The sequence below is a fragment of the Rhodanobacter sp. UC4451_H18 genome, assembly GCF_052978225.1.
The window spans coordinates 3,540,152-3,564,195 of record NZ_CM129663.1 but is presented as its reverse complement, the minus strand read 5'-3'; the positions used below and the strand labels follow the sequence as shown (position 1 = coordinate 3,564,195).

The 24,044-nt window shown below is 65.9% G+C and carries 15 protein-coding genes and 1 riboswitch; of the genes, 9 read left to right on the top strand and 6 right to left on the bottom strand.

Features of this window, described 5'->3' with window-relative positions:
* Positions 1-201 precede the first annotated feature (201 nt).
* On the bottom strand, positions 202-5,595 hold the full coding sequence (locus tag ACVCMG_RS15935) for a DUF4011 domain-containing protein (RefSeq protein WP_447114529.1): 5,394 nt from the start codon (positions 5,593-5,595) through the stop codon (positions 202-204).
* 722 nt (positions 5,596-6,317) lie between these two features.
* Between ACVCMG_RS15935 and mutS the strand changes: the two genes are divergently transcribed.
* On the top strand, positions 6,318-8,870 hold the full coding sequence (gene mutS / locus ACVCMG_RS15930) for a DNA mismatch repair protein MutS (protein ID WP_447114528.1): 2,553 nt from the start codon (positions 6,318-6,320) through the stop codon (positions 8,868-8,870).
* A 12-nt stretch (positions 8,871-8,882) separates the two neighbouring features.
* On the opposite strand, the gene ACVCMG_RS15925 is transcribed toward mutS, so the two are convergent.
* From ACVCMG_RS15925 to ACVCMG_RS15910, 4 genes are all read right to left on the bottom strand, one after another.
* On the bottom strand, positions 8,883-9,494 hold the full coding sequence (locus ACVCMG_RS15925; protein WP_395119598.1) for a response regulator: 612 nt from the start codon (positions 9,492-9,494) through the stop codon (positions 8,883-8,885).
* Between the two features lie 111 nt (positions 9,495-9,605).
* Positions 9,606-9,998 carry an RNA-binding S4 domain-containing protein gene (locus tag ACVCMG_RS15920; RefSeq protein ID WP_447106468.1) on the bottom strand — a complete coding sequence of 131 codons (393 nt, stop codon included), beginning with the start codon at positions 9,996-9,998 and terminating at the stop codon, positions 9,606-9,608.
* Between the two features lie 5 nt (positions 9,999-10,003).
* Positions 10,004-10,594, bottom strand: a complete 591-nt coding sequence (locus ACVCMG_RS15915; RefSeq protein ID WP_447100003.1) for a response regulator — start codon at positions 10,592-10,594, stop codon at positions 10,004-10,006.
* An 81-nt stretch (positions 10,595-10,675) separates the two neighbouring features.
* Positions 10,676-11,587, bottom strand: coding sequence for an AEC family transporter (locus ACVCMG_RS15910; RefSeq protein WP_447114527.1), 912 nt, complete (start codon positions 11,585-11,587; stop codon positions 10,676-10,678).
* A 90-nt stretch (positions 11,588-11,677) separates the two neighbouring features.
* On the opposite strand from ACVCMG_RS15910, the gene ACVCMG_RS15905 reads away from it, so the two are divergent.
* The 5 genes from ACVCMG_RS15905 (at position 11,678) to ACVCMG_RS15885 (ending at position 17,268) form a co-directional block, all read left to right on the top strand.
* The gene (locus ACVCMG_RS15905) at positions 11,678-12,889 is read left to right on the top strand and encodes a phosphotransferase enzyme family protein (protein ID WP_447106470.1); all 1,212 of its coding nucleotides are present in this window, start codon (positions 11,678-11,680) and stop codon (positions 12,887-12,889) included.
* A riboswitch (TPP riboswitch) is annotated at positions 12,883-12,980 on the top strand. Its footprint overlaps the gene before it by 7 nt.
* A 57-nt stretch (positions 12,981-13,037) precedes the next feature.
* Positions 13,038-15,215: a TonB-dependent siderophore receptor gene (locus ACVCMG_RS15900; RefSeq protein WP_447106471.1), complete on the top strand. Its 2,178-nt coding sequence runs from the start codon at positions 13,038-13,040 to the stop codon at positions 15,213-15,215.
* Entirely contained in the window at positions 15,212-15,781 is a 570-nt protein-coding gene (gene pnuC / locus ACVCMG_RS15895; RefSeq protein ID WP_395119604.1) for a nicotinamide riboside transporter PnuC, read from the top strand. Before ACVCMG_RS15900 ends, pnuC begins: the two co-directional genes overlap by 4 nt.
* Before the next feature lie 62 nt (positions 15,782-15,843).
* The gene (locus ACVCMG_RS15890) at positions 15,844-16,548 is read left to right on the top strand and encodes a glutathione S-transferase N-terminal domain-containing protein (protein WP_447106472.1); all 705 of its coding nucleotides are present in this window, start codon (positions 15,844-15,846) and stop codon (positions 16,546-16,548) included.
* A gap of 93 nt (positions 16,549-16,641) precedes the next feature.
* Positions 16,642-17,268 carry a DUF4124 domain-containing protein gene (locus ACVCMG_RS15885; RefSeq protein ID WP_447098423.1) on the top strand — a complete coding sequence of 209 codons (627 nt, stop codon included), beginning with the start codon at positions 16,642-16,644 and terminating at the stop codon, positions 17,266-17,268.
* A 47-nt stretch (positions 17,269-17,315) separates the two neighbouring features.
* Here ACVCMG_RS15885 and ACVCMG_RS15880 read toward each other — a convergent pair whose 3' ends face one another.
* On the bottom strand, positions 17,316-18,650 hold the full coding sequence (locus tag ACVCMG_RS15880) for a M48 family metallopeptidase (RefSeq protein ID WP_395119607.1): 1,335 nt from the start codon (positions 18,648-18,650) through the stop codon (positions 17,316-17,318).
* 116 nt (positions 18,651-18,766) lie between these two features.
* On the opposite strand from ACVCMG_RS15880, the gene ACVCMG_RS15875 reads away from it, so the two are divergent.
* The 3 genes from ACVCMG_RS15875 to ACVCMG_RS15865 all read left to right on the top strand — a co-directional run bounded on the left by ACVCMG_RS15875 (position 18,767) and on the right by ACVCMG_RS15865 (position 24,031).
* Positions 18,767-19,444 (top strand): DUF502 domain-containing protein, encoded by a 678-nt coding sequence (locus ACVCMG_RS15875; RefSeq protein WP_395119608.1) that lies wholly within the window; start codon positions 18,767-18,769, stop codon positions 19,442-19,444.
* Between the two features lie 123 nt (positions 19,445-19,567).
* Complete coding sequence (locus ACVCMG_RS15870; protein ID WP_447106473.1) at positions 19,568-21,694, top strand: M13 family metallopeptidase; 2,127 nt, start codon at positions 19,568-19,570, stop codon at positions 21,692-21,694.
* A 210-nt stretch (positions 21,695-21,904) separates the two neighbouring features.
* Positions 21,905-24,031 (top strand): M13 family metallopeptidase, encoded by a 2,127-nt coding sequence (locus ACVCMG_RS15865; protein ID WP_447106474.1) that lies wholly within the window; start codon positions 21,905-21,907, stop codon positions 24,029-24,031.
* Positions 24,032-24,044: the final 13 nt, after the last annotated feature.

Below are 24,044 nucleotides of genomic sequence, written 5' to 3'. Positions count from 1 at the left end.
GGCAACGACTGTGACAGGTCGATGTCTGCGCGTCGCGACCGGGACATCGCCCGAGTCTCGCCAATCCGAACAAGTCGGCGAGACACAGAATGCGAGGGCACAGAGTGGCGGTTTCACAGGCGGTCCATCTGATCGGTTTGGGAGCATTTGGGGTGGCAAGTTTGATCGGGATGCGCATCGGTCCGGAAAAGCCGGACACCCTCAGCTCCCCTTCTTAATCTGGACGACCTCCAAAATTCGCTCACGTTGACCAGGAATACGCAGCTCTATCTGTTCCCCTACCACAGCCCCCAGCAATACCTGCGCGAGCGGCGTTGTCTCGGCGATCATGCCTGTTCCAAGATCGGTGCGGTTACGGGTGATCATCACGGCCAACTCTCTGTCGGGATGGTCGGCGCTCAGATCCTTGTAAGTCACGTAATCCCCGACAGAGACCTCCTCTTGGCTGGCCTCGGTCACTAGGCTGTCGACCGTCAGGTTCACGCTTTCGAGATCAGACGGCGGTTGTGTGGACATGTCGTCAGCGGAACTCGCTGACGAATCGCTAGTCATCGATCTGATGTCGGCGTCAACTTCCTGTAGCTTCAACTCTTCGAGGAAAGCGACCAGCTTACGAAGCTCGGGCTTCGGGTTCCGGAACCACTCGGTCGACCAGATCCGCCATAACTTGCCCTTCCATCCGAGGCTTTCGAGGATCTCTTGGCGGATCCTGTCACGATCTCGTACGGTGATTCCAGAGTGATACGACGCACCGTCGCACTCGATGCCCGCGAGGAAGAGATGGGGGTATTGGGGATGACGGACACCGATGTCGATTCGGAAGCCTGCAACGCCGACCTGGGGCTCGCAGTCGAACCCGTGATCGCACAATGCCGCGATGACTGATTCTTCGAAAGGCGACTCCGGCGCACCGCCTGTTGCCTGGCCTTGGTCGACATGCAACCGCCCCGTGGCGGCGAACGTCAGGTAATCGCGCAGGGCCTTTGTGCCCTCCGGACTACCATTCCCCACGACGATGTCAGTGTCCTTGAGCGAGGTTACGAGCAGGACAGACGACTTTGCGCGAGTGAACAACACATTGAGGCGACGCCATCCACCCTTCTGGCTGATCGGACCGAAGTTCTGGCGCGGCTTGGTCCCACCGGGAGGCGGCCCGAATGTAGTCGAAATAATGATGGCGTCGCGCTCATCGCCTTGGACGTTCTCCAAATTTTTGACGAATAGGCCAAGGCCCTGCTCTGCCCACTTGTCTCGAAAGACCTGCGCACTCGTCATCGTTTTCAGTCGATCTTCCAGCAGTTCTGCGATCAGATCTCGCTGACGGATGTTCAGCGCCACCACGCCAAGGGATTGGTCGGGTTGATGCACGATGTGGTCTACGACGAAGTCGACGACCCGCGCGGCCTCCTGCGGGTTCATCTGGCTTTCGTACACGGCGTTCGTTACGTAATGAGACCGCACGCCAAGCCCGCGTTTGCGCGGATAGGGCGATGGGAACACCACCAAGTTACCGCGATAGAACTTGTCGTTGGAGAAAGCTATCAGCGACTCGTGCCTGGATCGATAATGCCAGCGCAAGGACCGAATCGGCCGGAAGTGGCTGCTCGCCACGTCCAGGATCGATTCTGCGTCTACCGCGGCCATCTGCGGCTGCGTTTCGTCCTCGTTCTGCGACCTTGAGAAGAACGACGTCGGCGGCAGCTGCTTCGGATCCCCCACTACGATCAGCTGGCGACCACGCGCGATCGCACCAATCGCCTCCTCCGGGCGGAGCTGCGAAGCCTCGTCCATGATTACGACATCGAACACCTGCGGGACGGCGTACAGGAACTGCGCGACTGCCTGCGGCCCCATCATGAAGCAGGGCTTGAGTTCGCGAATCGACTCGCCCGCGCGTCGCAACATCTCGCGCACTGTCACGCGCGGCCTTTGCTGCGGGACGAGATACTCGAGCAAGCTCATTTCGGTCTTGTCGGCCACTCGAGCACCGGCGTGCCCGATCGGGGGGCTCGCTGCCTTTAGCCGTTTCGCCGCGATCTGTTTGCCGCGCAGTCCCGCGATCTCACGGTCTAAGGCGGCAAATTCCTGCCGAACCGCTTCATGCACCGGGGCGTTGAAATGATTCAAGGCGGGCGTCATTCGGATGAGCGACTCGGCAATGGAAGCGTGGAAGCGAAACACGAACGCTTCCTCCAGCAGATTAGCCGGCACCTGCAGCTTTTCCAGCAACCGGACGAAGGGCTCGAGTTCGTTCTGGATGCACAGACGCCTTGCGTACACGTATTGCGACCACGTTACGACCGAATCCAGTTGCTCTATGGCCTTCTCGAAACGCGCGAACGTGCGTTCGCAACCCGCCTCTGTGCCGGAGTCGCGTTGTATCCATGAATCGACAGCCACCAGGCCGAACTTCTCAAGGCCGCCGACCTTCTCGGTCAGCGACGTCCAATGTGCGCGGATCCGATCCAGTGCGGCGGTAAGCGCATCTAACACCTCTCGGCCTCCGGTGGACCACAGCGCCTGTTTGGCGACCTGCGGAAGCCTGCAATCGACTACCTGACGGCCAAAGCGCACAGCAGCCGTGATACTCCGGACGTCTGCACGGAAATTCGCGTGACGCGCTCCCAGAACTCGCGCCAACTCGTCGGACGACGCCAGTTCATCGCTGAGCTTGCGTAGCTGGCGGGACAAGCCGAGTAGAGCGTGGGCTTCAACAAGGTTCAAGTCAGGCGCGAAAGCACCCGCAAACCCTGCGTGCAGAGATTCGAGGCGATCACGAAGCGCCACGGCTTGTTCGAGCTTTGCGGCCCAGTGCCGATCGGCTTCCCAGTTGTGGCCACCAGCAAGTACCTCACCCAACTTGCGATCGAATACCTCGAGCGTGGTCATGTGCTCTCCCACTTCCGACGCGCGCGTAGTGAGGTGCAAGATGACCTTTTCGGCGACGTAAACTGGATCGAAAACCTCGCGACCTATCTCAGTCGCACTGAACGCCTGCCGCGCGGATCGCAGCCACTGGGCAACGATACGGCTTCGCTCCAGTGGAAATTGGAAATCGAACTTCGCGGAACCGATAACGGCTTTCAACTTCGGAGACGCCGACCACGCCTCGCGGGCCTTGCGGTGTGCAGCCCATTGTTCGAGGTCGGCCAGGCGCGTCGCGGCGTCGACTTTCTCCTTCTTGTCCTTCTTCAAATTCTTGTGGGCGCTGATTGCAGTGCGCCAAGGCTTCTGGAAAAACCGGTACCAAGCTGCGCCCTGCCGCAGCGCGAGAATCCACGTTCGCAGGTCGGTGTCGGTAGGCGCTTGGTCAAGATATAGGCGTTCGCCAAGTATTTGTTCTTCCTCGATGAGACGGTTGCGTTCCAAGATGGCGCGCGAAAGAAGAGTGCAGGCCTCCGGCGCGATCAGTCCTTCGTGCCGTAAATGGAGATCGTGCATTGGCGCCGTAACGGCGACTGCGCTGATCGCGTTTAGCTTTGCGTACGTGATCGGCATCCCGTCTTGGACCAGGCCGGCGTCATGTAGCTGTTCGTCGAGCCTTCGAACACTTTGCAACGCAGCGTCAGTGACGGCAGTAATGTCTGCGACGGTCTGAGAAAGTTGCCCTACCGTGAGCTGCTCCAGCCCTTCGCCCTTGGCGAACGCCAAGTCCGCGTCTGAGAACACCGCATCGAGCGCCACAGTATGGTCAACTTTGCCGCGCATCGCCTCTTCAAGGCGTATGACACTTTCCAACGCAACTTCCGCGTCGCTGAGGGTTTGCAATGATTGCGACTGGTGGTATTCGCCTTGCCCAAAGATGTTCGGGAGGATATCCAACGCCGCACTCGGCACTGCCAATGCGCGAAGCCCCTCGACGACTTCGATAACCGAGCGGTTACCGGTGGCGCCCAGCGAATCATCGAGCGCAAAGCCGAAATGCGCGCGCACCTCAGTTGCCAGAGTGCACAACACCGCCGCCTCGTCACGTAAGGAGTGGAAGGCGTTACCGATTTTTAGGTCGTCGTTCGGCGCGAGGCTCTCAGGATAGAAGCCCCAGAATGAGTGCGTCGCGTCGAATGCGTGGATCTCGACGAACTGCTTCGCGAGGTAGCGAATCTGATCACGACGCCGCCCGAATTCGATTGCATTGACCGTCGCTGCGTCCGCGATCACGATGCTGGACAAACCGTCACCTAATCCGCCCAGGTTTCGGCGACTACGATCCGCGCGCCACAAGACTTGGTGAACCGTGCAGCCGAGTTGATTGCCGACCTGGCTGTTAAGCAGTGCAGCGTGCTCGCGTAACTTCTTCTTCCGGTCGCTCAGCTGAGCTTCCTTGTAATCCAGGTCGCGCGGCGCCGTCGCCCGAAACCCCATGCGGTTCGCCAAGGAGTCGAGCACTTGCCGTTTGCTGGTCTTGTTGGAATGCAGTTCCAGCAGGAACGGATCGAGACCGGCTATTTCCAGGCGACTCTTGACTACTTGCAGCGCCGCAAGCTTCTCTGCGACGAACAGCACCGATTTGCCGGCGTGCAAACACGCGGCAACGATATTGGTGATTGTCTGCGACTTGCCGGTGCCCGGGGGACCCTCGACCACCAACGACTTGCCGGCCATGACGTCGACGATCGCGCTGTGCTGCGAGCTATCCGCGTCGAAGATCAACGGGAGGTTGGCCTCCGGCATCGAGTCGAGGTCGAGTTCCTCTCCGTAGGCATCCGCGGTCGGCTCGTGACCGCCTTGGAACACGCGCCGGATGATGGGATGTTCCAGCAGCAGCGAGCTGCCGGTGTGCGACTTCCAGCGCTCGGGATCCAGATCGCGGACCAGGAGCATGTTGGCAAACGAGAGGATCGCTAGAGTCGTTGCCCGGCGAACGCGCCACCCGGGTTTCCTGGCCACCTCTTTCTCGATGGCTACCAGGTACGCCTCAATTCCGTCTTCCTCGTCGGGAAACTCAGGGAGTGTCGTCGCGAGGTCGCGCTTCAACTTTTCGCGCAGCGAAAGGTTCTCCTCGACCTCCTCGCCCGTGTAGCAAAGCTTGAAGATGACTCCACGCTGCTCCTGCACAGCGTCCATCCGCACAGGCACGCAGATCAGCGGTGCTGCGAACGTGCGCGTCGAGTCCTTGTTGTCAGGAAACTCTAGGAATCCCAGAACGAGATACAACATGTTGGCACCGGTCTCTTCAATCGCTAAGCGCGCTTCGCGATCGAGCTTGCGGCAATGCTTGCCAAGATCTTCGTCGTAGTAGAGCGCCAAGGTCGCGTCGGGCTTAGCCCGGCTTTCCGGCAGCTCTTCCATCTGGACGTTTAGACCTCGCCGAATGGCGTACTCCTTGGCCTCGGGTTTCGCCATCCGGCCATTGCGTTCGACCCAGTCGTCGCGCATCGGATCAGGCACGGACAGGATCGTGACCTTGCCTGTCTGTCCTCCCACGAGCCGCTGGAACGTGCCATCGAGATTGGTAGGTACCAAAGGCAATGACTTGCCGGCTGTGTGCTTGAAGTTGAGCAGTCGATTTCGGCCAGTCAAATCCAGCAGACGCAACCGGAGCTGCTCCAGCGCCTGCGGAATCGGCGTCGAGCCGTCAAAAATTGCGTCGTCCACGAGATCCCTCACTCCCTCTGCTCCCCGGCGCCTGAATAGCGCACGGCCCCTGATCATTAGGGAAGTTTACGCGCAGGGCCGGCCTTTCTTCTCGCTGGCAACTTCGTTCGTGGCTTCTTTTGGAAACTCGAAGCGGATCGCAGAGAATATTTCCTTGGAGACATCGCCCGAGTTGGCTTGAGCTAATGCACCTCGGACCACGCGAATAAGTCGATGAATTACACAGCCTCGTGCTTCGGGACGAACGGCAGCCAAATGTCCGCATCGGGTCGGTTTCCGCCTGTCAACGTGAATCTACAGCTGTCCGGTAGGATCGAGGTCAAGCGGGAAGTAGGACAGATTGAATACTACGCCTAGACCGCTGCACGCTTTGTGGTCTCAACTCCGCAAGAAACCAACCATGCGGATCATCCCTTGTTGTCCAACATTTCCGTGGTTCAATGACTTCAGCTCCGGCGCCTATCCCGAAGACTCGTCTGGTTCAAGGCCTCTCATTGGTTTTCCCTGAAGAAGAACTTGGACACCCCAGGACACCGACATGCGCACCCTCTTCAACTTGGACGCTACCCGGACACCAATTTGTCCCCTCCAAGCCACGGACGCGCGAAAAGCACACGAAATCACCCAAACTGTACAAAAATACCAAAAGCCAAAACCTTGAAATGATTGACAAAAATGACAAAGAGGCGCACGCTGCTTGGTTGGCTGCCCATTCTCCTTCCATGCGCCAGTACCTCGCCGCCAAGGCCGAGCACCCGGACGTGCTGCTGTTCTTCCGCATGGGCGATTTCTACGAGCTGTTCTACGACGATGCGCGCAAGGCGGCGCGGCTGCTCGACATCACGCTGACCCAGCGCGGGCAATCGGCCGGTGCGCCGATCCCGATGGCCGGCGTGCCATACCACGCGGCGGAGAACTACCTGGCGCGGCTGGTGCGCCTGGGCGAGTCGGTGGCGATCTGCGAGCAGATGGGTGACCCGGCACTGGCCAAGGGCATCGTCGAGCGCAAGGTGGTGCGCGTGGTCACCCCCGGCACGGTGACCGATGCCGCGCTGCTGGAGGAACGCCGCGACAACCTGCTGCTGGCGATCGCCGCCGGCGCGCGCGGCGATTACGGGCTGGCCTGGGTCGATCTTTCCAGCGGCCGTTTCCTGCTCAGCGAAGTGCCCAGCGCCGAGGCGCTGGCCGCCGAGCTGGCACGGTTGCAGCCGGCCGAGACCCTGGTCGGCGAAGACGTGGCCTGGCCGAAGCTGGTCAGCGCCCTGCCCGGCCTGCGCAAGCGTCCGCCGTGGCATTTCGACAGCGACGCGGCGCAGCGCGAACTGAACCGTTTCTTCGGCACCCACGACCTCGGCGGTTTCGGCGTGGACAAGCTGCCGCTGGCCGTGGCCGCCGCCGGTTGTTTGCTCGGCTACCTCGAGGAAACCCAGAAGAGCGCGCTGCCGCACCTCACCGGCATGGCCGTGGAAAGTGCCAGCGAGACGATCGCGCTGGACGCGGCCACGCGGCGCAACCTGGAGCTGGACACCCACCCGAGCGGGCGCACCGAACACACCTTGCTCGGCGTGCTCGACGAAACCGTGACGCCGATGGGCGCGCGAGCGCTGCGCCGCTGGCTGAACCGCCCACTGCGCTCGCACGACGTGCTGCGCCGGCGCCATCAGGCGATCGGCATGCTGACCGACAGCCGCCGCGGCGCACCCCTGCGCGAGCAGTTGCGCGGCATCGGCGATCTCGAACGCATCCTCGCCCGCGTGGCGCTGCGCTCGGCGCGCCCGCGCGATCTTTCGACCCTGCGCGACGGCTTGCTGGCTGCACCGGAGTTGCAGCAGCGCATCGACGGTCTGGACAGCCCGCTGCTGCATGCCCTGGTCGAACGCATCGGCGACCACGCGGACACCGCCACCCTGCTCGCCCACGCCATCGTCGAGCAACCGCCGGTACTGCAGCGCGACGGCGGCGTGGTGGCCGACGGCTACGACGCGGAACTCGACGAACTGCGCCGCCTGTCCACCCATGCCGACCAATTCCTGGTCGAGCTGGAGGAACGCGAGAAGGCCGCCAGCGGCATCACCACGCTGAAGGTCGGCTACAACCGCGTGCACGGCTACTACATCGAGATCACCAAGGCGCAGTCGGACAAGGCGCCCACGCACTACACGCGCCGGCAGACCACCAAGAACGCCGAGCGCTACATCACCGAGGAACTGAAGGCGTTCGAGGACAAGGTGCTGTCGGCGAAGGAACGCTCGCTGATGCGCGAGCGCGCGCTGTACGAGGCGCTGCTCGACACGCTCACCGAGAAACTCGAACCGCTGAAAACCGCCGCCGCCGCGATGGCCGAACTGGACGTGCTGGCCACCCTGGCCGAGCGCGCCGAAGCGCTCGACTGGAGCGCACCGCAGCTCACCGACGAACCGGGCATCGCGATCGAGCGCGGCCGCCACCCGGTGGTCGAGAAAGTCCGCGACGAGCCGTTCGAGCCGAACGACCTGAAGCTCGACGACACCCGCCGCATGCTGGTGATCACCGGCCCGAACATGGGCGGCAAGTCCACCTACATGCGCCAGAACGCGCTGATCGTGCTGCTTGCGCACATCGGCAGCTACGTGCCGGCGGCCAGCGCGGTGATCGGCCCGATCGACCGCATCTTCACCCGCATCGGCGCCGGCGACGATCTTTCGCGTGGCCAGTCCACCTTCATGGTGGAGATGAGCGAGACGGCGAACATCCTGCACAACGCCACCGCCGACAGCCTCGTGCTGATGGACGAGGTCGGCCGCGGCACCAGCACCTACGACGGTCTGGCGCTGGCCCGCGCCGCCGCCGTGCACCTGGCGCGGCACTGCCGCGCGTACACCTTGTTCGCCACGCATTATTTCGAGCTGACCGAACTGGCCGGCGAGTTCCCGGCGATCGCCAACGTGCACCTGGATGCGGTCGAGCTGCACGACCAGAAGCGCGGCGAGCAGCTGGTGTTCATGCACGCGGTGAAGGACGGCCCGGCCAACCGCAGCTTCGGTCTCCAGGTGGCCGCGCTGGCCGGCCTGCCGAAATCGGTGATCGCCGATGCGAAGCGCACGCTGGCCGAACTCGAACGCGGCATGCACCGGCACGCCAGCGCAGCGCCCTCCGCTGAAGCTTCGCCGCAACTGGGATTGTTTGCGCCGGCGCAACCCTCGGCCGCCCAGCGCGAGCTGGAACGCATCGATCCGGATACGCTGACGCCGCGCGAGGCGCTGGAAGCCCTGTACCGGCTGAAATCGCTGGACTGAGCCGGCGCGCTGTCAAGCCACGCGATGCAGCGGCAGCGGCGCCTCGGTCGTTCCCGGCGTCCCGGCATCGGGCATGGCGATGTCGGGAATGCCGTCCAGCGCCTCCGCCGACAAGGCAGACAGCAGCGTGTTCTCCGCCACCGAGGTATCGCGGGCGGGCAACCGCCCGGCGGCCACCAGGCTGCCGATGCGCTCGTACACGTCGTCGCGGTCGAACGGCTTTTTCATGAAGTCGTCCGCACCGTAACGCTGCAGGTAGAACTGCTCGGTGGCCTGCTGGTTGCCGCTGATCATGATGATCGGGATGTCGCGCGTGGCCGGATCGTGGCGCAGCGCGCGCAGCACGCTGAAACCGTTCATGCCGGGCATCACCACGTCGAGGAAGATCAGCGCCGGCAACTCGCTGCGCGCCAGCTCGATCGCCGCCGCGCCATCGGCCGCCTTCAACGGGTGGTAGCCATCCTGGCTGAGCATCTTGCCGAGCACGGCGCAGATCGTGGGCGAATCGTCCACTACCAGCATGCGCGCGCCCTGCGTGGTCTGCACGTGTTGCGGCTCGACCGCATGCCCGCCCAGCAGGCGCTTGATGAAGCCGATGCCACTGATGCGTGCCAGTCCGTCCATGCCTTCTCCCCGGGTCGTGAGTGGTGCGCGCGGGGCGCACTCGTGGATACGTCGCGCATGCTCGCGCAGAGCGACGCAGCAATGTGCGACGCAGTACTCAGCCTGAACTTGTCAACGCAAGTCCTTGATCTTCCGCAATTGCCGGCGCGCCTGCTTGTCGGGTCGATGTGCCGGATGATCGAGTGCCGCGCCGCTCAGGCGACGCTGTTCGCGCAATACCTCGGCGGCCTCGCGGCTGGCTTCGGTTTCCCGATACAGCCATTGCGCCTCGCTGGCCGGCCCGCGCCGCCAGGCCAGCGCGAGCACGTCCAGTTCCAGTCGCTCGTGCCCGCGATTGACCTGCATTCGATCGCCGACATGCACGGCGCGGGAAGGCTTGCAGCGCGCGCCATCGAGTTCCACGCGCCCGGCCTCGATCGCCGCGCGGGCGAGGCCACGGGTCTTGAAGAAGCGTGCCGCCCACAGCCAGATGTCGAGACGCAGCTCGCCGCGTTCCTCGGGCATGCCGTTCAGTTCGTTTCGCCCGGAGGCGGCACCAGGTCCTGCGGATCGGGCATGGCGATGTCCGGAATGGCCGCCTGCTCGTCGGCGCTGAGCACCGGCTCGGCCGCCGCCACCGGCACGCTGGTGCGCGGTCGCACCACCAGGCGGCCGGACTGGGTCAGGTGCTGCAGGCGCGCAAACACCTCGCCGCGGCCGAACGGCTTTTTCATGAAGTCGTCGGCGCCGAATCGCTGCACGTAGAACTGCTCGGTGGCCTGCAGGTTGCCGCTGATCATCACGATCGGGATGTCGTGGGTGAGCGCTTCGCGGCGCAACGCGCGCAGCACGGCGAAGCCGTTCATGCCGGGCATCACGATGTCCAGGAAAATCAGGTCGGGCAATTCGTTGCGGGCCAGCTCGATCGCGCTCTCGCCGTCGGCCGCCTTGAACACCACGTGGCCGTCCTGGGTGAGCATCTTGCCCAGCACCGCGCGAATGGTCGGCGAGTCGTCGACCACCAGGATGTGCGCTTCCTTGGGCACGCCACTGCGCGGCACCGCACGACGCTCGCCGTGTTCGTTGCCGAAAATCCGCCGTATCAGCTCAAAGCCGGACATGACGCGAGCCCCTTCCCCCGGGAAATCCCCGCCCAGTCTCGACGCAGCGCGGCCGCGACGCAAGCGTCCGCACCGCGTCGCTCACCACGCCGCGCCGACCATCAGATAGTTGGCCAGCGGGACGGTCAGCAGCGACAGCACGATGCCCGCGCCCAGCACGGTGTTGGCCAGCGCCGGGTCGAGCTCGTACTCGTCGGCCAGGATCGCCGCCGACACCATCGGCGCCATCGCCGCCTGCAGCACGCCCACCGTGAGCACCAGGCCCTCCACGCCCGCCGCCGTGCCCATCAGCCAGCACAGCAGCGGCGCCAGCAGCAGCTTCCAGCCCAACCCCCAGACGGCCGCGCCGAGCTGACGCTGGCCGGGATGGAACTTGAACTGCAAACCGACCGAGAACAGCGCCAGCGGCGTCAGCGTGGCCCCGATCGGCGCGAACACCCCGTCGAGCCACTCCGGCCAGCCACCGAGGCGGCCCACCGCTATGCCCAGCAACAAGGCCAGGAACGGCGGAAACGAAAACACGCGGCGCAGCATCGGGCGCAGCTGCGGCGTGCGTCCGGAATAAAGCGATGCCACCACGATGCCCGCCGACGCCAGCACCGGAAACGCGCCCAGCTGATCGGCGACCACGGCCAGCGCCAGGCCGGCCTTGCCGTGCAGCGCCTGCACCATCGGATAACCCATGTAGGCGGTGTTGCCCAGCCCGCACACCAAGATCAGCGAACCGGTGCGCTGCCGCGACCAGCCCAGCCGCGGGCCGAGCAGGCCGAACAGCAACCAGGCGCCGCCGAAGGTGAGCCACATCGCGGCCACCACGAACCACAGGTCGGCGTTGAACTTCAGCTTCGGGATCAGCTCCAGCACCAGCGCCGCCAGCGCCACGTTCAGCACCCACCAGTTGATGCCTTGCACGATGCCCGCCGGCAGCCGCGCGAAACGCGCCACCACGACGCCGAGCAGCAGGCAGACGAACAGCAGCAGCAAGGCACTCATGGGATGCGCACGGACCCGGGCAAAGAGCGTCATTAGACGCGAAAAACACCGTCGGCCGAAAGGCGCAGCGGCTGGGCGATAATCGTGCCGATGCCAAAGCCGACCGCCCCTGCAGACCCCGATCACCTCGTGCACGGCCTGGCCGGCGACGATATCGCTCCCGACTGGCCGGCTCTCGTCGCGCCGGAACTGCAGGTGCTGCTGAGCCGCTTTCCGCAAACCGGCGCCTTGCGGCGAGTCGTCTGGCACAGTCCGCGCCCGCTCTCGGCGGCCTGTCTGGTCGACACCGAAGCCGGCACGCTGTTCGTCAAGCGCCATCATCAACGGGTGCGCTCGGCCGCCACGCTGACGGAGGAACACCGCTACATCGCGCACCTGCGCCAGCACGGACTGCCGCTGGCCGACGTGTTGCGCGACGCCGACGGCGACACCGCCATCGCCATCGGCGACTGGGTCTACGAAGTGCATCGGCGCGCCGCGGGCATCGACCTGTACCGCGAGCTGGTCTCGTGGCAGCCATTGCCGAACCCGTTCCACGCGCGCCGCGCCGGCCGCATGCTGGCGCGGCTGCACGACGCCGGCGCCGACTACGCGGCGCCCCAGCGCAGCACCCACATTCTGGTGGCACGCAGCGAGCTGATCGCCGCTGCCGATCCGGTGGCGGCACTGGAATCGCAGTTGCCGCAGCGACCCGGCCTCGCCGATTACTTGCGCGGCCGGCCCTGGCAGCGCGAGTTCGCCGACCTGCTCGCGCCATGGCACGCGCGCCTGCAGCCAGCGCTGGCCCGGCAACCACGGCTGTGGACGCACGGCGACTGGCACGTCTCCAACCTCTGCTGGAGCGGCAGCGGCGACGACGCCGACATCACCGCCGTGCTCGATTTCGGCCTGGCCGCGGCGAACTGCGCGCTGTTCGACCTCGCCACCGCGATCGAGCGCAATGCGGTCGCATGGCTGGCGCTGGATACCGGTGCGGCGGCGATCCATCCGTCCATCGCCCGCGCGCTGATCGAGGGTTATCGGGAAATCCGCCCACTCGCCCGCGACGACCTGCAACTGCTGGCCGACCTGCTGCCGCTGGTGCACGTGGATTTCGCTCTGTCCGAAGTGGAGTACTTCCACGCAATCACGCAATCGACTGCGAGCGCCGACGTTGCCTACGACACCTTTTTGCGCGGCCATGCGGCGTGGTTCCGCACATCCGCCGGGCAGGCTCTGTTGCAAACCATCCGCGCCCTTGCCACCGGCGCGCAGGGCGATTCGGCAGGCCGCGCCCATTCGTGTTTCAATACGCATTCTTGAAGCGGGGGTGCCCGGCAAAACGCCGGGCTGAGAGAGTCCCTTGGAACCTGATCCGGTCAATACCGGCGTAGGGAGCTTGCAGAGTCGGATCGTTCTCGCGAACGTACCGGTTCGCCGTCGCTTCGTCCGCTACCCGAAGACGACGACGATGACCCGCACTCCCCTCGCCCTGGCCCTGCTTGCCGCCCTTGCCGCCACCGGCGCGGCCGCCACCGGCAGCGCCACCCCGCAACCCGATACCCCGCAGGCCGTCGACCTGGCCACCGTGCACGTGCGCGGACAGGCGCCGGAGCACCCGCGCGACAGCGGCCTCGACAGCTACGGCCGCGCCACGCTGCACGACACGCCGGCGTCGATCACCGTGGTGGCGCGCCAGCAGCTGGACGACCGGCAGATCCGCACGCTCAGCGAACTGGCCCGCGAGGATGCCGCGCTGGGCGACAACTACGCGCCGGTCGGCTACTACCAGGACATCGCGATCCGCGGCTACGTGCTGGACCCCGCTACCGGCTTTCGCAGCAACGGCCTGACCATCGCCGGCGAGCAGAAGGTGCCGCTGGAAGACGTGCAGCAGGTGCAGATCCTGAAAGGCCTGGCTGGCCTGGAAGCCGGCGTGATGGAGCCCGGCGGCGTGGTCAATTACGTCAGCAAGCGGCCGGCCGACGTGCGCAGCGTCACCCTGGGCACCGATTCGCACGGCTCGCGCCACGTCGCAGTCGACGTCGGCGGCTGGCTCACGCCGCAGTTCGGCGTGCGCGTCAACGCGGCCCACGAGGACATCCATTCGTATGTGCACCACGCCAACGGCCGACGCAGCATGCTGGCGCTGGCGGCGGACTGGAAGATCAGCGAGCGCACCACGCTGGAGCTGGACGGCAACTACCAGACCAGCGGCCAGCGTTCGGTGTCGGGCTACCAGTTGCTCGGCGGCACGACGCTGCCGGCGCACCCGGACGCCACGCGCATGCTGGGCTATCAGCCGTGGCAGCAGCCGGTGGGTATCCAGTCGTCCAACAGCAGCGTGCGCATCGAGCATGCCTTCAGCGACGACTGGCACCTGCGCTTCGCCGGCGGCCACAGCCGCAGCGTGATCGACGACAACGTAGCGTTCGCCTACGGCTGCTTCTACGCCAGCGAATGCGCCGACGGCAGCGTGCCCGGCTGGTTCTTCGCGCCCAACGGCGACTACGACATCTATGATTTCCGCAGCCCCGACGACACCCGCGTCAGCGACGAGGCCCGCGCCGTGCTCGAAGGTCGTTTCGCCACCGGCGCGCTGAGCCACGAGCTGAGCCTCGGCGCCAGCGCGTTCCGCCGCACCATCGACCGCCGCGCCTATGTCTACGACTACGTCGGCACCGGCAACATCGACCAGGCCGACCCACCCATCTTCGCGCCCTCGCCGAACCAGCCCGGCCCTTCGGTGCGCCGGCTCACCAGTTGGCAGCATTCGCTGTTCGCGCTGGATCGCGTGCACCTGGGCGAGCGCTGGCAGCTGATCGCCGGCGCCCGACTGGCACGCCTGCACGAGCGCAGCTACGACGACAGCGGTGCGCCCGAGCGCACCACCCGCTTGCGCAAGGCGTTGCCGCAGGCCGCCGTGTTGTGGCAGCCGAACGCACCGACCACCGTATACCTGAGCTACAGCGAAGGCCTGTCGCTGGGCATCGAGGCGCCGTACTGGACCAGCAACGGCGGCAGCACGCTGGGGCCGCGGCTGTCGCGCCAGCTCGAAGCCGGCGTCAAGCTGCAGGCCACCGATGCGCTGGCGCTGAGCGGCGCGCTCTACCGCATCCACCAGCCCGGCCAGTTCGCCCGGCCGGACGGCACGCCCGAGGGATTCACCTTCGTGCAGCAAGGCGATGAAGTGCATACGGGTGTCGAGCTGGGCGCGAACGGCCGGCTCGGCGACAACCTGCGCGTGATCGCCAGCGCCAGCGTCATCCAGGCCCGCGCCGAAGGCAGCGGCACGCCCGCGTACGAGGGCCACCAGTTGACCAACGTGCCGCGCCTGCGTGCCGCCGTATTCCTCGACTACCGCCTGCCGTCCGCACCGGCACTGAGCCTGCTCGGCGGCTGGCGCCACGCGTCGGCCAACGTCGCCACGCCCGATGGCGCCGTGCGCGTACCGTCGTACGACGTGTTCGACGCCGGCCTGCGCTACACCACGCCGTGGCGCGGCCACGCGCTGACCTGGCGGTTGTCGGTGGACAACGTGTTCAACCACTTCTACTGGCGCGACACCGGCTCGGCCGGCGGCGATCGCTACCTGTTCCCGGCTGCGCCGCGGCTGGCGCGGCTCTCCGTCAGCTACGACTTCCAGTGATCTGGATCGAACTCGCCGGCGCGCTGATCAGCGCCTGGGCCGTCTGGCTCACCGCCAGGCGGCGGCCCTGGTGCTGGCCGGTCGGGCTGGTGTCGGTGCTGGTCTACGGCTGGATCTTCATCGACGCCAGGCTGTATTCCGACGCCCTGCTGCAGCTCGCCTTCGCCGGCCTGATCGTCTACGGCTGGCGACGCTGGCTGCAGAACCTGGACGACGACGGTCGCGTCCAGCTCGCCCCGCTGCCGCTGATGCAGGCGATCGTCCACCTGACCATCGGTACCGTCGCGGCCTTGCTGCTCGGCTATTCGATGCATCGCTGGACCGATGCCGCGCTGCCCTGGCTGGACGCGGCACTCACCGCCTTCAGCCTGGTCGCGCAGTGGTGGCAGGGCCGCCGCCACATCGCGGCGTGGTGGCTGTGGATTGCGGTGGACGTGATCTATGTCGGCGAATACATCTACAAGCACCTGCTGATCACCTCGGTGCTCTACGCCGGCTTCGTGGTGCTGGCGGCGATCGGCTTGCGCGCGTGGCGGCAAGCCGGGCGCGCCGCTGCGGCGGCTTGATTTCACGGCACATGGTGCCCGTCGGGGCACAATGGGCGATTCCGCAACCATGACGAAACAGCATGCCCGACCTGTCCCGTTTTCCGATCACCGCGCGCTGGCCCGCGCGGCACCCCGAACGCATCCAGCTGTATTCGCTCAACACGCCCAACGGCGTGAAAGCGTCGATCATGCTGGAGGAAACCGGGTTGCCGTACGAGCCGCACCTGGTCGACATCACCAACGACGAAAGCCACACGCCGGAGTTCCTGTCGATCAACCCCAACGGCAAGATTCCCGCGATCATCGACCCCGACGGCCCCGGCAGCGAGCCGCTGGCGCTGTTCGAATCCGGCGCCATCCTGCTGTACCTGGCCGACAAGACCGGCGGCTTCATTCCCGCCGAACCCGCGCGGCGCTGGGAGTGCATCCAGTGGGTGTTCTTCCAGATGGCGTCGATCGGCCCGATGTTCGGCCAGCTCGGTTACTTCAACAAGTTCGCCGGCAGGGAGATCGCCGACAAGCGCCCGCGCGAGCGCTACGCCAACGAATCGAAACGACTGCTCGCCGTACTCGAGGCTCGCCTCGCGGGCCGCGACTGGATCATGGGCGACGACTACGGCATCGCCGACATCGCCACGCTGGGCTGGGTGAACAACCTGATCACCTTCTACGAGGCGCGCGAGCTGGTCGACTACGACCGCCTCGTGCACGTGCCCGCCTGGCTGGAGCGCGGCATGGCGCGGCCGGCGGTGGCGCGCGGCCTGCAGATCCCGCGGCGCGGCTGAACCGGGCGCCTGCGGGCTGGACGAAGGTACGCGCCGGGGGCAAGCTTCCAGTCACGCGGCATCCAGTCGCGCTGCCGCAAAGTGGCCATCACCATGAACGACTCGATCGCCTCATCGTTGCTGCCTGGCCTGGCGCTGGCCTTGTGGTTGCTGGCCCCGGCGGCCGGCGCCCAGAACATCTACAAGTGCCCGCAGGCCGGCGGCGGCGTAGCCTATACCGATCACCCCTGTGCCGACGGCAAGGGCCAGCTGCTGCACCAGGCCGACGACAGCGAGGTGATCGACCGCTACCTGCGCCTGGGCCAGCACGACCTCGCCAGGCAGTACGCCCACGCGCGCCATCTCGACGCGTTGTACGAGGAGCGCGTGGCCGCCTATCGGCAGGCGCAGGAGGACGCCGAACAACGCCGCTACGACGAGGCCCTCGCCGCGCAGCAGCGCGAGGATGCCGCGCGCCGGCAGGCGCAGCTCGACCAGGAGGCCGAGCGCAACCAGTTGCAGGTCGAGAACGACACCCTGCGCCAGCAGAACGACCAGTATCGCGAGGCGTTGTCCCAGCCGGTGGACGACTACGCGCCGCTCTACTGGGGGGCGCCGGCGCCGCCGTATCGACACCGCCCGCACGACCACGACGGCGATCACGGCCATCGCTGGACGCCGCCCCCACCGCCGACCTACCAGCCGTGCACGCAACTCGCCGGCGGCCGGGTGCAGTGCTGAGGCCGCATCCGGACCACCGCCGCCGCTGAGGCGCGCAGGCGCCCGATTCAGCGCGCCGCTTGCGGTATGTCGGCACCCTGGCGGCGAACCCCCGGATCGTCCAGATGCTCGGCCTTCCACACCATCGCGCGATGGATGCGCTGCCAGCCACTGGGATGGTCGAAGAACAGGAACTCCTCGACCGGACCGGGATGCATCTTGCGGTACTCGGACAACTGCACCGCGACATGCGCAAAACCATCCGGCTGGCGTGCCGCGTTCAGGCCGAACGCGTCGGCCTCGGCCTCCATGCTGCGGGTGATGGTGTTGTTCACCGGCGTCATGAAGAACATGAAGATCGCGAACAGCGCCGCGATCAGCGGCAAGCCCGCCACGTCGCCCACGTCGCGCAACTGCCAGCGTTCGCCCCAGCGCCGCTGCGCCCAGCCGAAGCCCCAGCGCACGAAGGCGAAGCCGATCACGATGATGACGCCGAAGAACACGATGCCCTTGTAGATGTGGTTGAGCACGTAGTGGCCCATCTCGTGCCCGAGCACGGCCTTGATCTCTTCCGGCGAGCTGCGCTTGAGCAGGTTGTCGTTGAGGCTGATGCGGGTGGTGCCGAACATGCCGCTGACGTTGGCGCTGATGCGCTTGCTCTGCCGCGAGGCGTCGAACCAGTACACGTCCGAGGCGGGGATGCCGTTGGCGCGCGCCATCGACAGGACCTGCTCCTTCAGCGGGCTCTCCGGCAGCGACTGGTAGGTATTGAACAGCGGCGAGATGTAGACCGGCGCGATGGTGGCCATGAACATCACGAACACGATGGCCACCCCCGCGCCCCACAACCACCAGGTGCGCGTGGCGCGCCGGATCACCGCATAGATCAGCACCAGCGCCAGCGTGCCGAAGATCAGCCCCACCGCCAGCCCCTTGGCCTGCTCGCCCAGCCAGCCGCCGAGGCCCAGATTCGACAAGCCGTACTGGTGCTCGCGGAAATAACCTTCGTACAGCGCCCACGGCAGGGTCAGCACGGTCGTCAGCACGATGTACTGGATCGCGTAGATCGCCGTCTGCAGCCAGCGCCAGCGGGTGAGTCGCTCGGCGAGGTTGCGCATGCGCGCCGAGAGCCGCGTGCCGAGCAGCAGCCACGCCACGCCCAGGGCCACCAGCAGATCCCAGCCGGTCAGCCAGTAACCGCCCTCGAAGTAGGCATCGGAATTGGCCCGCTGCGCCGGCGTCAGCTCGGCCATGTAGGCCTGGGTGGCAGCATCGGCGTCGAACGCCGCCGCCGCGGAAACCGCCGGCGCCGGGGCCGCTGCGGTGGACGAAGGTATTGCTTGCGCGTGGATCGCGCCGACGACAAACCATGCAAGCAGCAGCACGCCGATCAGCTTCTTCATGACTCCCCCATCCCCATGTGGAGCCAGCACGCTAACCCAATCGCCGGAAGCCCGCCACCACGCCCGTCGCCGCGCCGGTCGCCTACAATGCGGGACACGACCCGCCGGATCGATCCATGCCCCCGCTCCGCCTCAAACGCTATCTGCTGACCGGCCTGCTGACCTTCATCCCGTTGTGGGTGACCTGGCTGGTATTCAATTTCGTGCTGGGCGTGCTGGCCGGGATCGGCGCGCCGATGGTCGAGGCCCTGCTCGGCACGCTGGCGCTGGTGGCACCGCGTGCCGCCGAGTCGTTGAAGATGGAATGGCTCACCTACATCGCCGCCCTGCTGATCACACTGGGCTCGCTGTACCTGCTCGGCTTCGTGGCAAACCGGGTGATCGGCCAGCGCTTCCTCAATGCCTTCGACAACCTGCTCGCGCGCATCCCGCTGGTGCAGACCATCTACGGCGGCACCAAGAAGCTGATGGCGGTACTGCAGAACAAGCCCAGCGGCATGCAGCGCGTGGTGCTGGTGGACTTTCCGCGGCGCGGCATGAAAGTGGTGGGCTTCGTGACCCGGGTGATGATCGAGGAAGGCAGTGGCCGGGAGATCGCCGCGGTGTACATCCCGACCACGCCCAACCCCACCGGCGGCTATCTGGAACTGGTGCCGGTGGACGAGCTCGTCCCCACCGACTGGACCATGGACCAGGCCATGGCCTTCATCATTTCCGGCGGCGCGGTGGCGCCGGACAGCCTGCCGGCCGCGCCGGTCCGGCACGCCCTCAGCCCCTCACCCCCTGACCTTTGACACTGTCTGGCCCCTGTCGATTGGCCTAGCGTGAACGGCTGCGTCCGCGCGCCCGGGGAGCCTTTTGCGCGCGGCCATGTCCGCAACCTCAAACCGTCCAGATCCACCCATCGAGGGATATCCATGACCAAGCAGTACCTGAAGCCCCTGGCCCTTGCGGTCAGCCTGGCCCTGACCGTGAGCGCCTGCGGCAAGCAGGATGCCACCCCGGCCGATGCACCGGCGCCGACCGCCAGCACCGCACCGGCCGCCGCCGGCAGCACCGCGGCCGTCGACAGCAAGAGCATCTTCGACGTCAGCGAGCTGGGTGCGCCGGCCGAGGCGTGCACGGACTTCGACCAGTTCGTCAATGCCAAGTGGGTCGCCGCCAACCCGATCCCGAACGACCGCACCCGCTGGGGCGCGTTCGACAAGCTGGCCGAGGACAGCCTCAACACCCAGCACACGATCGTCGAGAACGCCGCCAAGGGCGCCGACCAGGCTGCCGCCGGCTCGATCGAGCAGAAGATCGGCAACCTGTACAAGTCGGGCATGGACGAGGCCGCCATCGACAAGGCCGGCTTCGACCCGATCAAGCCCAAGCTGGCCGAGATCGATCAGCTGAAGAACGGCAACGACGTGGCCGCCTTCCTCGACAAGAGCTTCGCCCAGGGCGACATGCTGGTGTTCCAGTTCGGCGCCGGCGCCGACTTCAAGCACGCCGAAACGCAGATCGGCTACACCTTCCAGGATGGCCTGGGCCTGCCCACCAAGGACTACTACACCGACCCGAAGCATGCCGACCTGCGCAAGGCCTACCTCGACTACATCGCCAAGACGCTGGAGCTGACCGGCGTGTCCGCCGCCGACGCCAAGGCACAGGCCGACCAGGTGATGGCGTTCGAGACCAGCCTGGCCGCCGCCTCGCTGGCGCCGGTCGAACTGCGCACCCCGGAAAACCAGTACCACTTCGTGAGCGTGGCCGAAGCGGACAAGATCACCCCGCACTTCAGCTGGGAGAACTTCTTCAAGGCCCAGGGCGTGACCATCGACAAGGGCTTCTCGCTGTCGCAGCCGAAGTTCTTCGCCGAGTTCGACAAGCTGCTGGCCAGCGCGCCGGCCAGCCAGTGGCAGGCGTACCTGCGCTTCCACACCATCGACGGCGCCGCCGATGCGCTGAGCAAGCCGTTCCGCGACAACCGCTTCGCCTTCTACGGCAAGACCCTCTCCGGCCAGCCGGAGCAGAAGCCGCGCTGGAAGCAGGTGCTGAATGCGGTCAACGGCTCGATGGGCATGGCGCTGGGCGAGCTGTACGTCAAGCAGGAGTTCACCCCCGAGGCCAAGCAGCGCGCCGAGGAACTGGTCACCAACATCCGCAACGCGCTGAAGGCGCGCATCCAGAACCTCGACTGGATGAGCGACGAAACCAAGGCCAAGGCGATCGCCAAGTGGGAAACCTTCCTGCCCAAGATCGGCTACCCGGACAAGTTCCGCAGCTGGGACGGCCTGACCATCGTGCCGGACAACTACTACGCCAACCTCGAAGCAGCGTCGAAGTTCAACTACGACTACGACATCGCCAAGATCGGCAAGCCGACCGACCGCAAGGAATGGGGCATGACCCCGCAGACGGTCAACGCGTACTACAACCCCACCGACAACACGATCAACTTCCCGGCCGCGATCCTGCAGCCGCCGTTCTTCGATGCCAAGGCCGACGACGCGATCAATTACGGCGGCATCGGCGCGGTGATCGGTCACGAAGCCAGCCACGGCTTCGACGACGAAGGCAGCCAGTTCGACGGCGCCGGCAACAACGTGAACTGGTGGAGCAAGGCCGACCGCGCCAAGTTCGACGCCCGCACGGCCAAGCTGGTGCAGCAGTTCAACGACTACACGCCGATCAAGGACAAACCCGACGCGCACGTCAACGGCAAGCTGACCCTGGGCGAGAACATCGCCGACCTGGGCGGCCTCAACGTCGCCTACGACGCCTTGCAGGTGGCGCTGAAGCAGCACCCGGCCGAAGCCACGCAGAAGATCGACGGCTACACCCAGGACCAGCGCTTCTTCCTCAACTGGGCGCGTGTGTGGCGCGGCAACATCCGCGAGCAGCAGGCGCTGCTGCGGCTGAACACCGACCCGCACGCCCCGGCCCCGCTGCGCGCGATCGGTGCGCCGTCCAACATGCCGGCGTTCGCGGCGGCGTTCCAGTGCAAGCCGGGCGACGCGATGGTGCGTCCGGCCGACAAGCAGGTGAAGATCTGGTAACCGCGCTCGTCGCAGCCGCTTGAGAACCGGGGCCCCGCATGCGAATGCGGGGCCCTTTTGCATGCCGGCCCCTGACCTTTGACACTGTTTGACCCATGACGTTTGGCCTAGCGTGAATCGGCATGGCCACGGCCTTGCCGGCCGTCGAACACCGGCCATCCGGACACCCACGCAACGCCTGCGGGCGAACCATCCATGGAGGCAATCCGCATGACCAAGACCCTTCTGAAACCGCTCGCGCTCGCCGTCAGCGCCGCGCTGGCGCTCACCGCGTGCGGCAAGCAGGAACCTGCCAACACGCCGGCGACTCCGGCCGACGCAGCCAGCGCGGCCCCCGCATCCAGCAGCGCCGTCACGGCGGCAGCACCCAGCGTGTTCGACATCAGCGAGCTGGGCCAGGCCGCCGAGGCGTGCGCCGACTTCAACCAGTTCGTCAACGCCAAGTGGATCGCCGCCAACCCGATCCCGGCCGACCAGACCGTGTGGGGCTCGTTCAACCTGCTGCGCGAGAAGAGCCTGTCCGACCAGCACGCGCTGGTCGACGCGGCCGACAAGAACGCCGACAGCGCCGCGCCCGGTTCGATCGAGCAGAAGATCGGCTGGCTGTACCGCTCCAGCATGAACATGGACGCGCGCAACAAGGCCGGCTTCGAGCCGCTCAAGCCCTACCTGGCGAAGATCGACGCGCTGAAGTCGAACAAGGACATCCCCGCCTGGCTCAACCAGTCCTTCGCCAAGGGCGACAGCGCGGTGTTCCGCTTCGGCGCGCGCGCGGATTACAAGAACGCCAGCATGCAGATCGCCTACGCGGTGCAGGGCGGCCTGGGCCTGCCCACCCCGGACTACTACACCGATGCCAAGTACAAGGACGTGCGCGCCGAGTACGTGAAATACCTGGCCAAGCTGTTCGAGCTCACCGGCACGCCGGCCAAGGACGCGGCCACCCAGGCCGACCTGGCCATGAAGTTCGAGACCGAGCTGGCCAGGCACTCCATCCCGCGGGTGGAGATGCGCAAGCCGGAGAACCAGTACCACTTCGTCACCGTGGCCGAGGCGAACAAGGTCACTCCGCATTTCGACTGGAACGATTTCTTCAAGGCGCAGGGCGTCACCATCGACAAGGGCTTCTCGCTTTCGCAGCCGAAGTTCTTCGCCGAAATGGACAAGCTGCTGGCCAGCGCGCCATTGGCCCAGTGGAAGGCCTATCTGACCGCCCACACGATCTCCGGCGCGGCCGACGTGTTGTCCGAGCCGTTCGTCGACGCCCGTTTCGATTTCTACGACAAGACCCTGCGCGGCCAGCCCGAGCAGAAACCGCAGTGGAAGCGCTCGCTGAGCGCGGTCAACGATGCCATGGGGCAGGCGCTGGGCCAGTTGTACGTGGCCAAGTATTTCCCGCCGGAAGCCAAGCAGCGTGCCGAGGAACTGGTCACCAACATCCGCAACGCGTTGAAGGCGCGCATCCAGAACCTCGACTGGATGAGCGACGAAACCAAGGCCAAGGCGATCGCCAAGTGGGAAACCTTCCTGCCCAAGATCGGCTATCCCGAAAAGTGGCGCAGCTGGGACGGCCTGAAGATCACCGCGGACAACTACTTCGCCAACATGGAGGCGGCGCAGCAGTTCGACCATGACTACGACATCGCCAAGATCGGCCAGCCGACCGACCGCCAGGAATGGTTCATGACGCCGCAGACGGTCAACGCGTACTACAACCCCACCGACAACACGATCAACTTCCCGGCCGCGATCCTGCAGCCGCCGTTCTTCTATGCCAAGGGCGACGACGCGATCAACTACGGCGGCATCGGCGCGGTGATCGGCCACGAGGCCAGCCACGGCTTCGACGACCAGGGCAGCCAGTTCGACGGCAGCGGCAACCTGGACAACTGGTGGACGGACGCCGACAAGAAGCAGTTCGACGAGCGCGCGCAGAAGCTGGTCGACCAGTTCGACAACTACGCGCCGCTGCCCGACCACCCGGACCTGCACGTCAACGGCAAGCTGACCCTGGGCGAGAACATCGCCGACCTGGGTGGCCTCAACATCGCCTACGACGCGCTGCAGACCGCGCTGAAGAATCAGCCGGCCGAGGCCACGCAGAAGATCGACGGCTACACCGAGGATCAGCGCTTCTTCCTCAACTGGGCGCGCGTGTGGCGTGGCAGCATCCGCGACAAGGCGCAGATGGTCTACCTCAACGCCGATCCGCATTCGCCGATGAAGTTCCGCGCGATCGGCGCGCCGTCCAACATGCCGGCGTTCGCCCAGGCGTTCCAGTGCAAGACCGGCGACGCGATGGTTCGCCCGGCCGACAAGCAGGTGAAGATCTGGTAACCGCCGGCGCGGC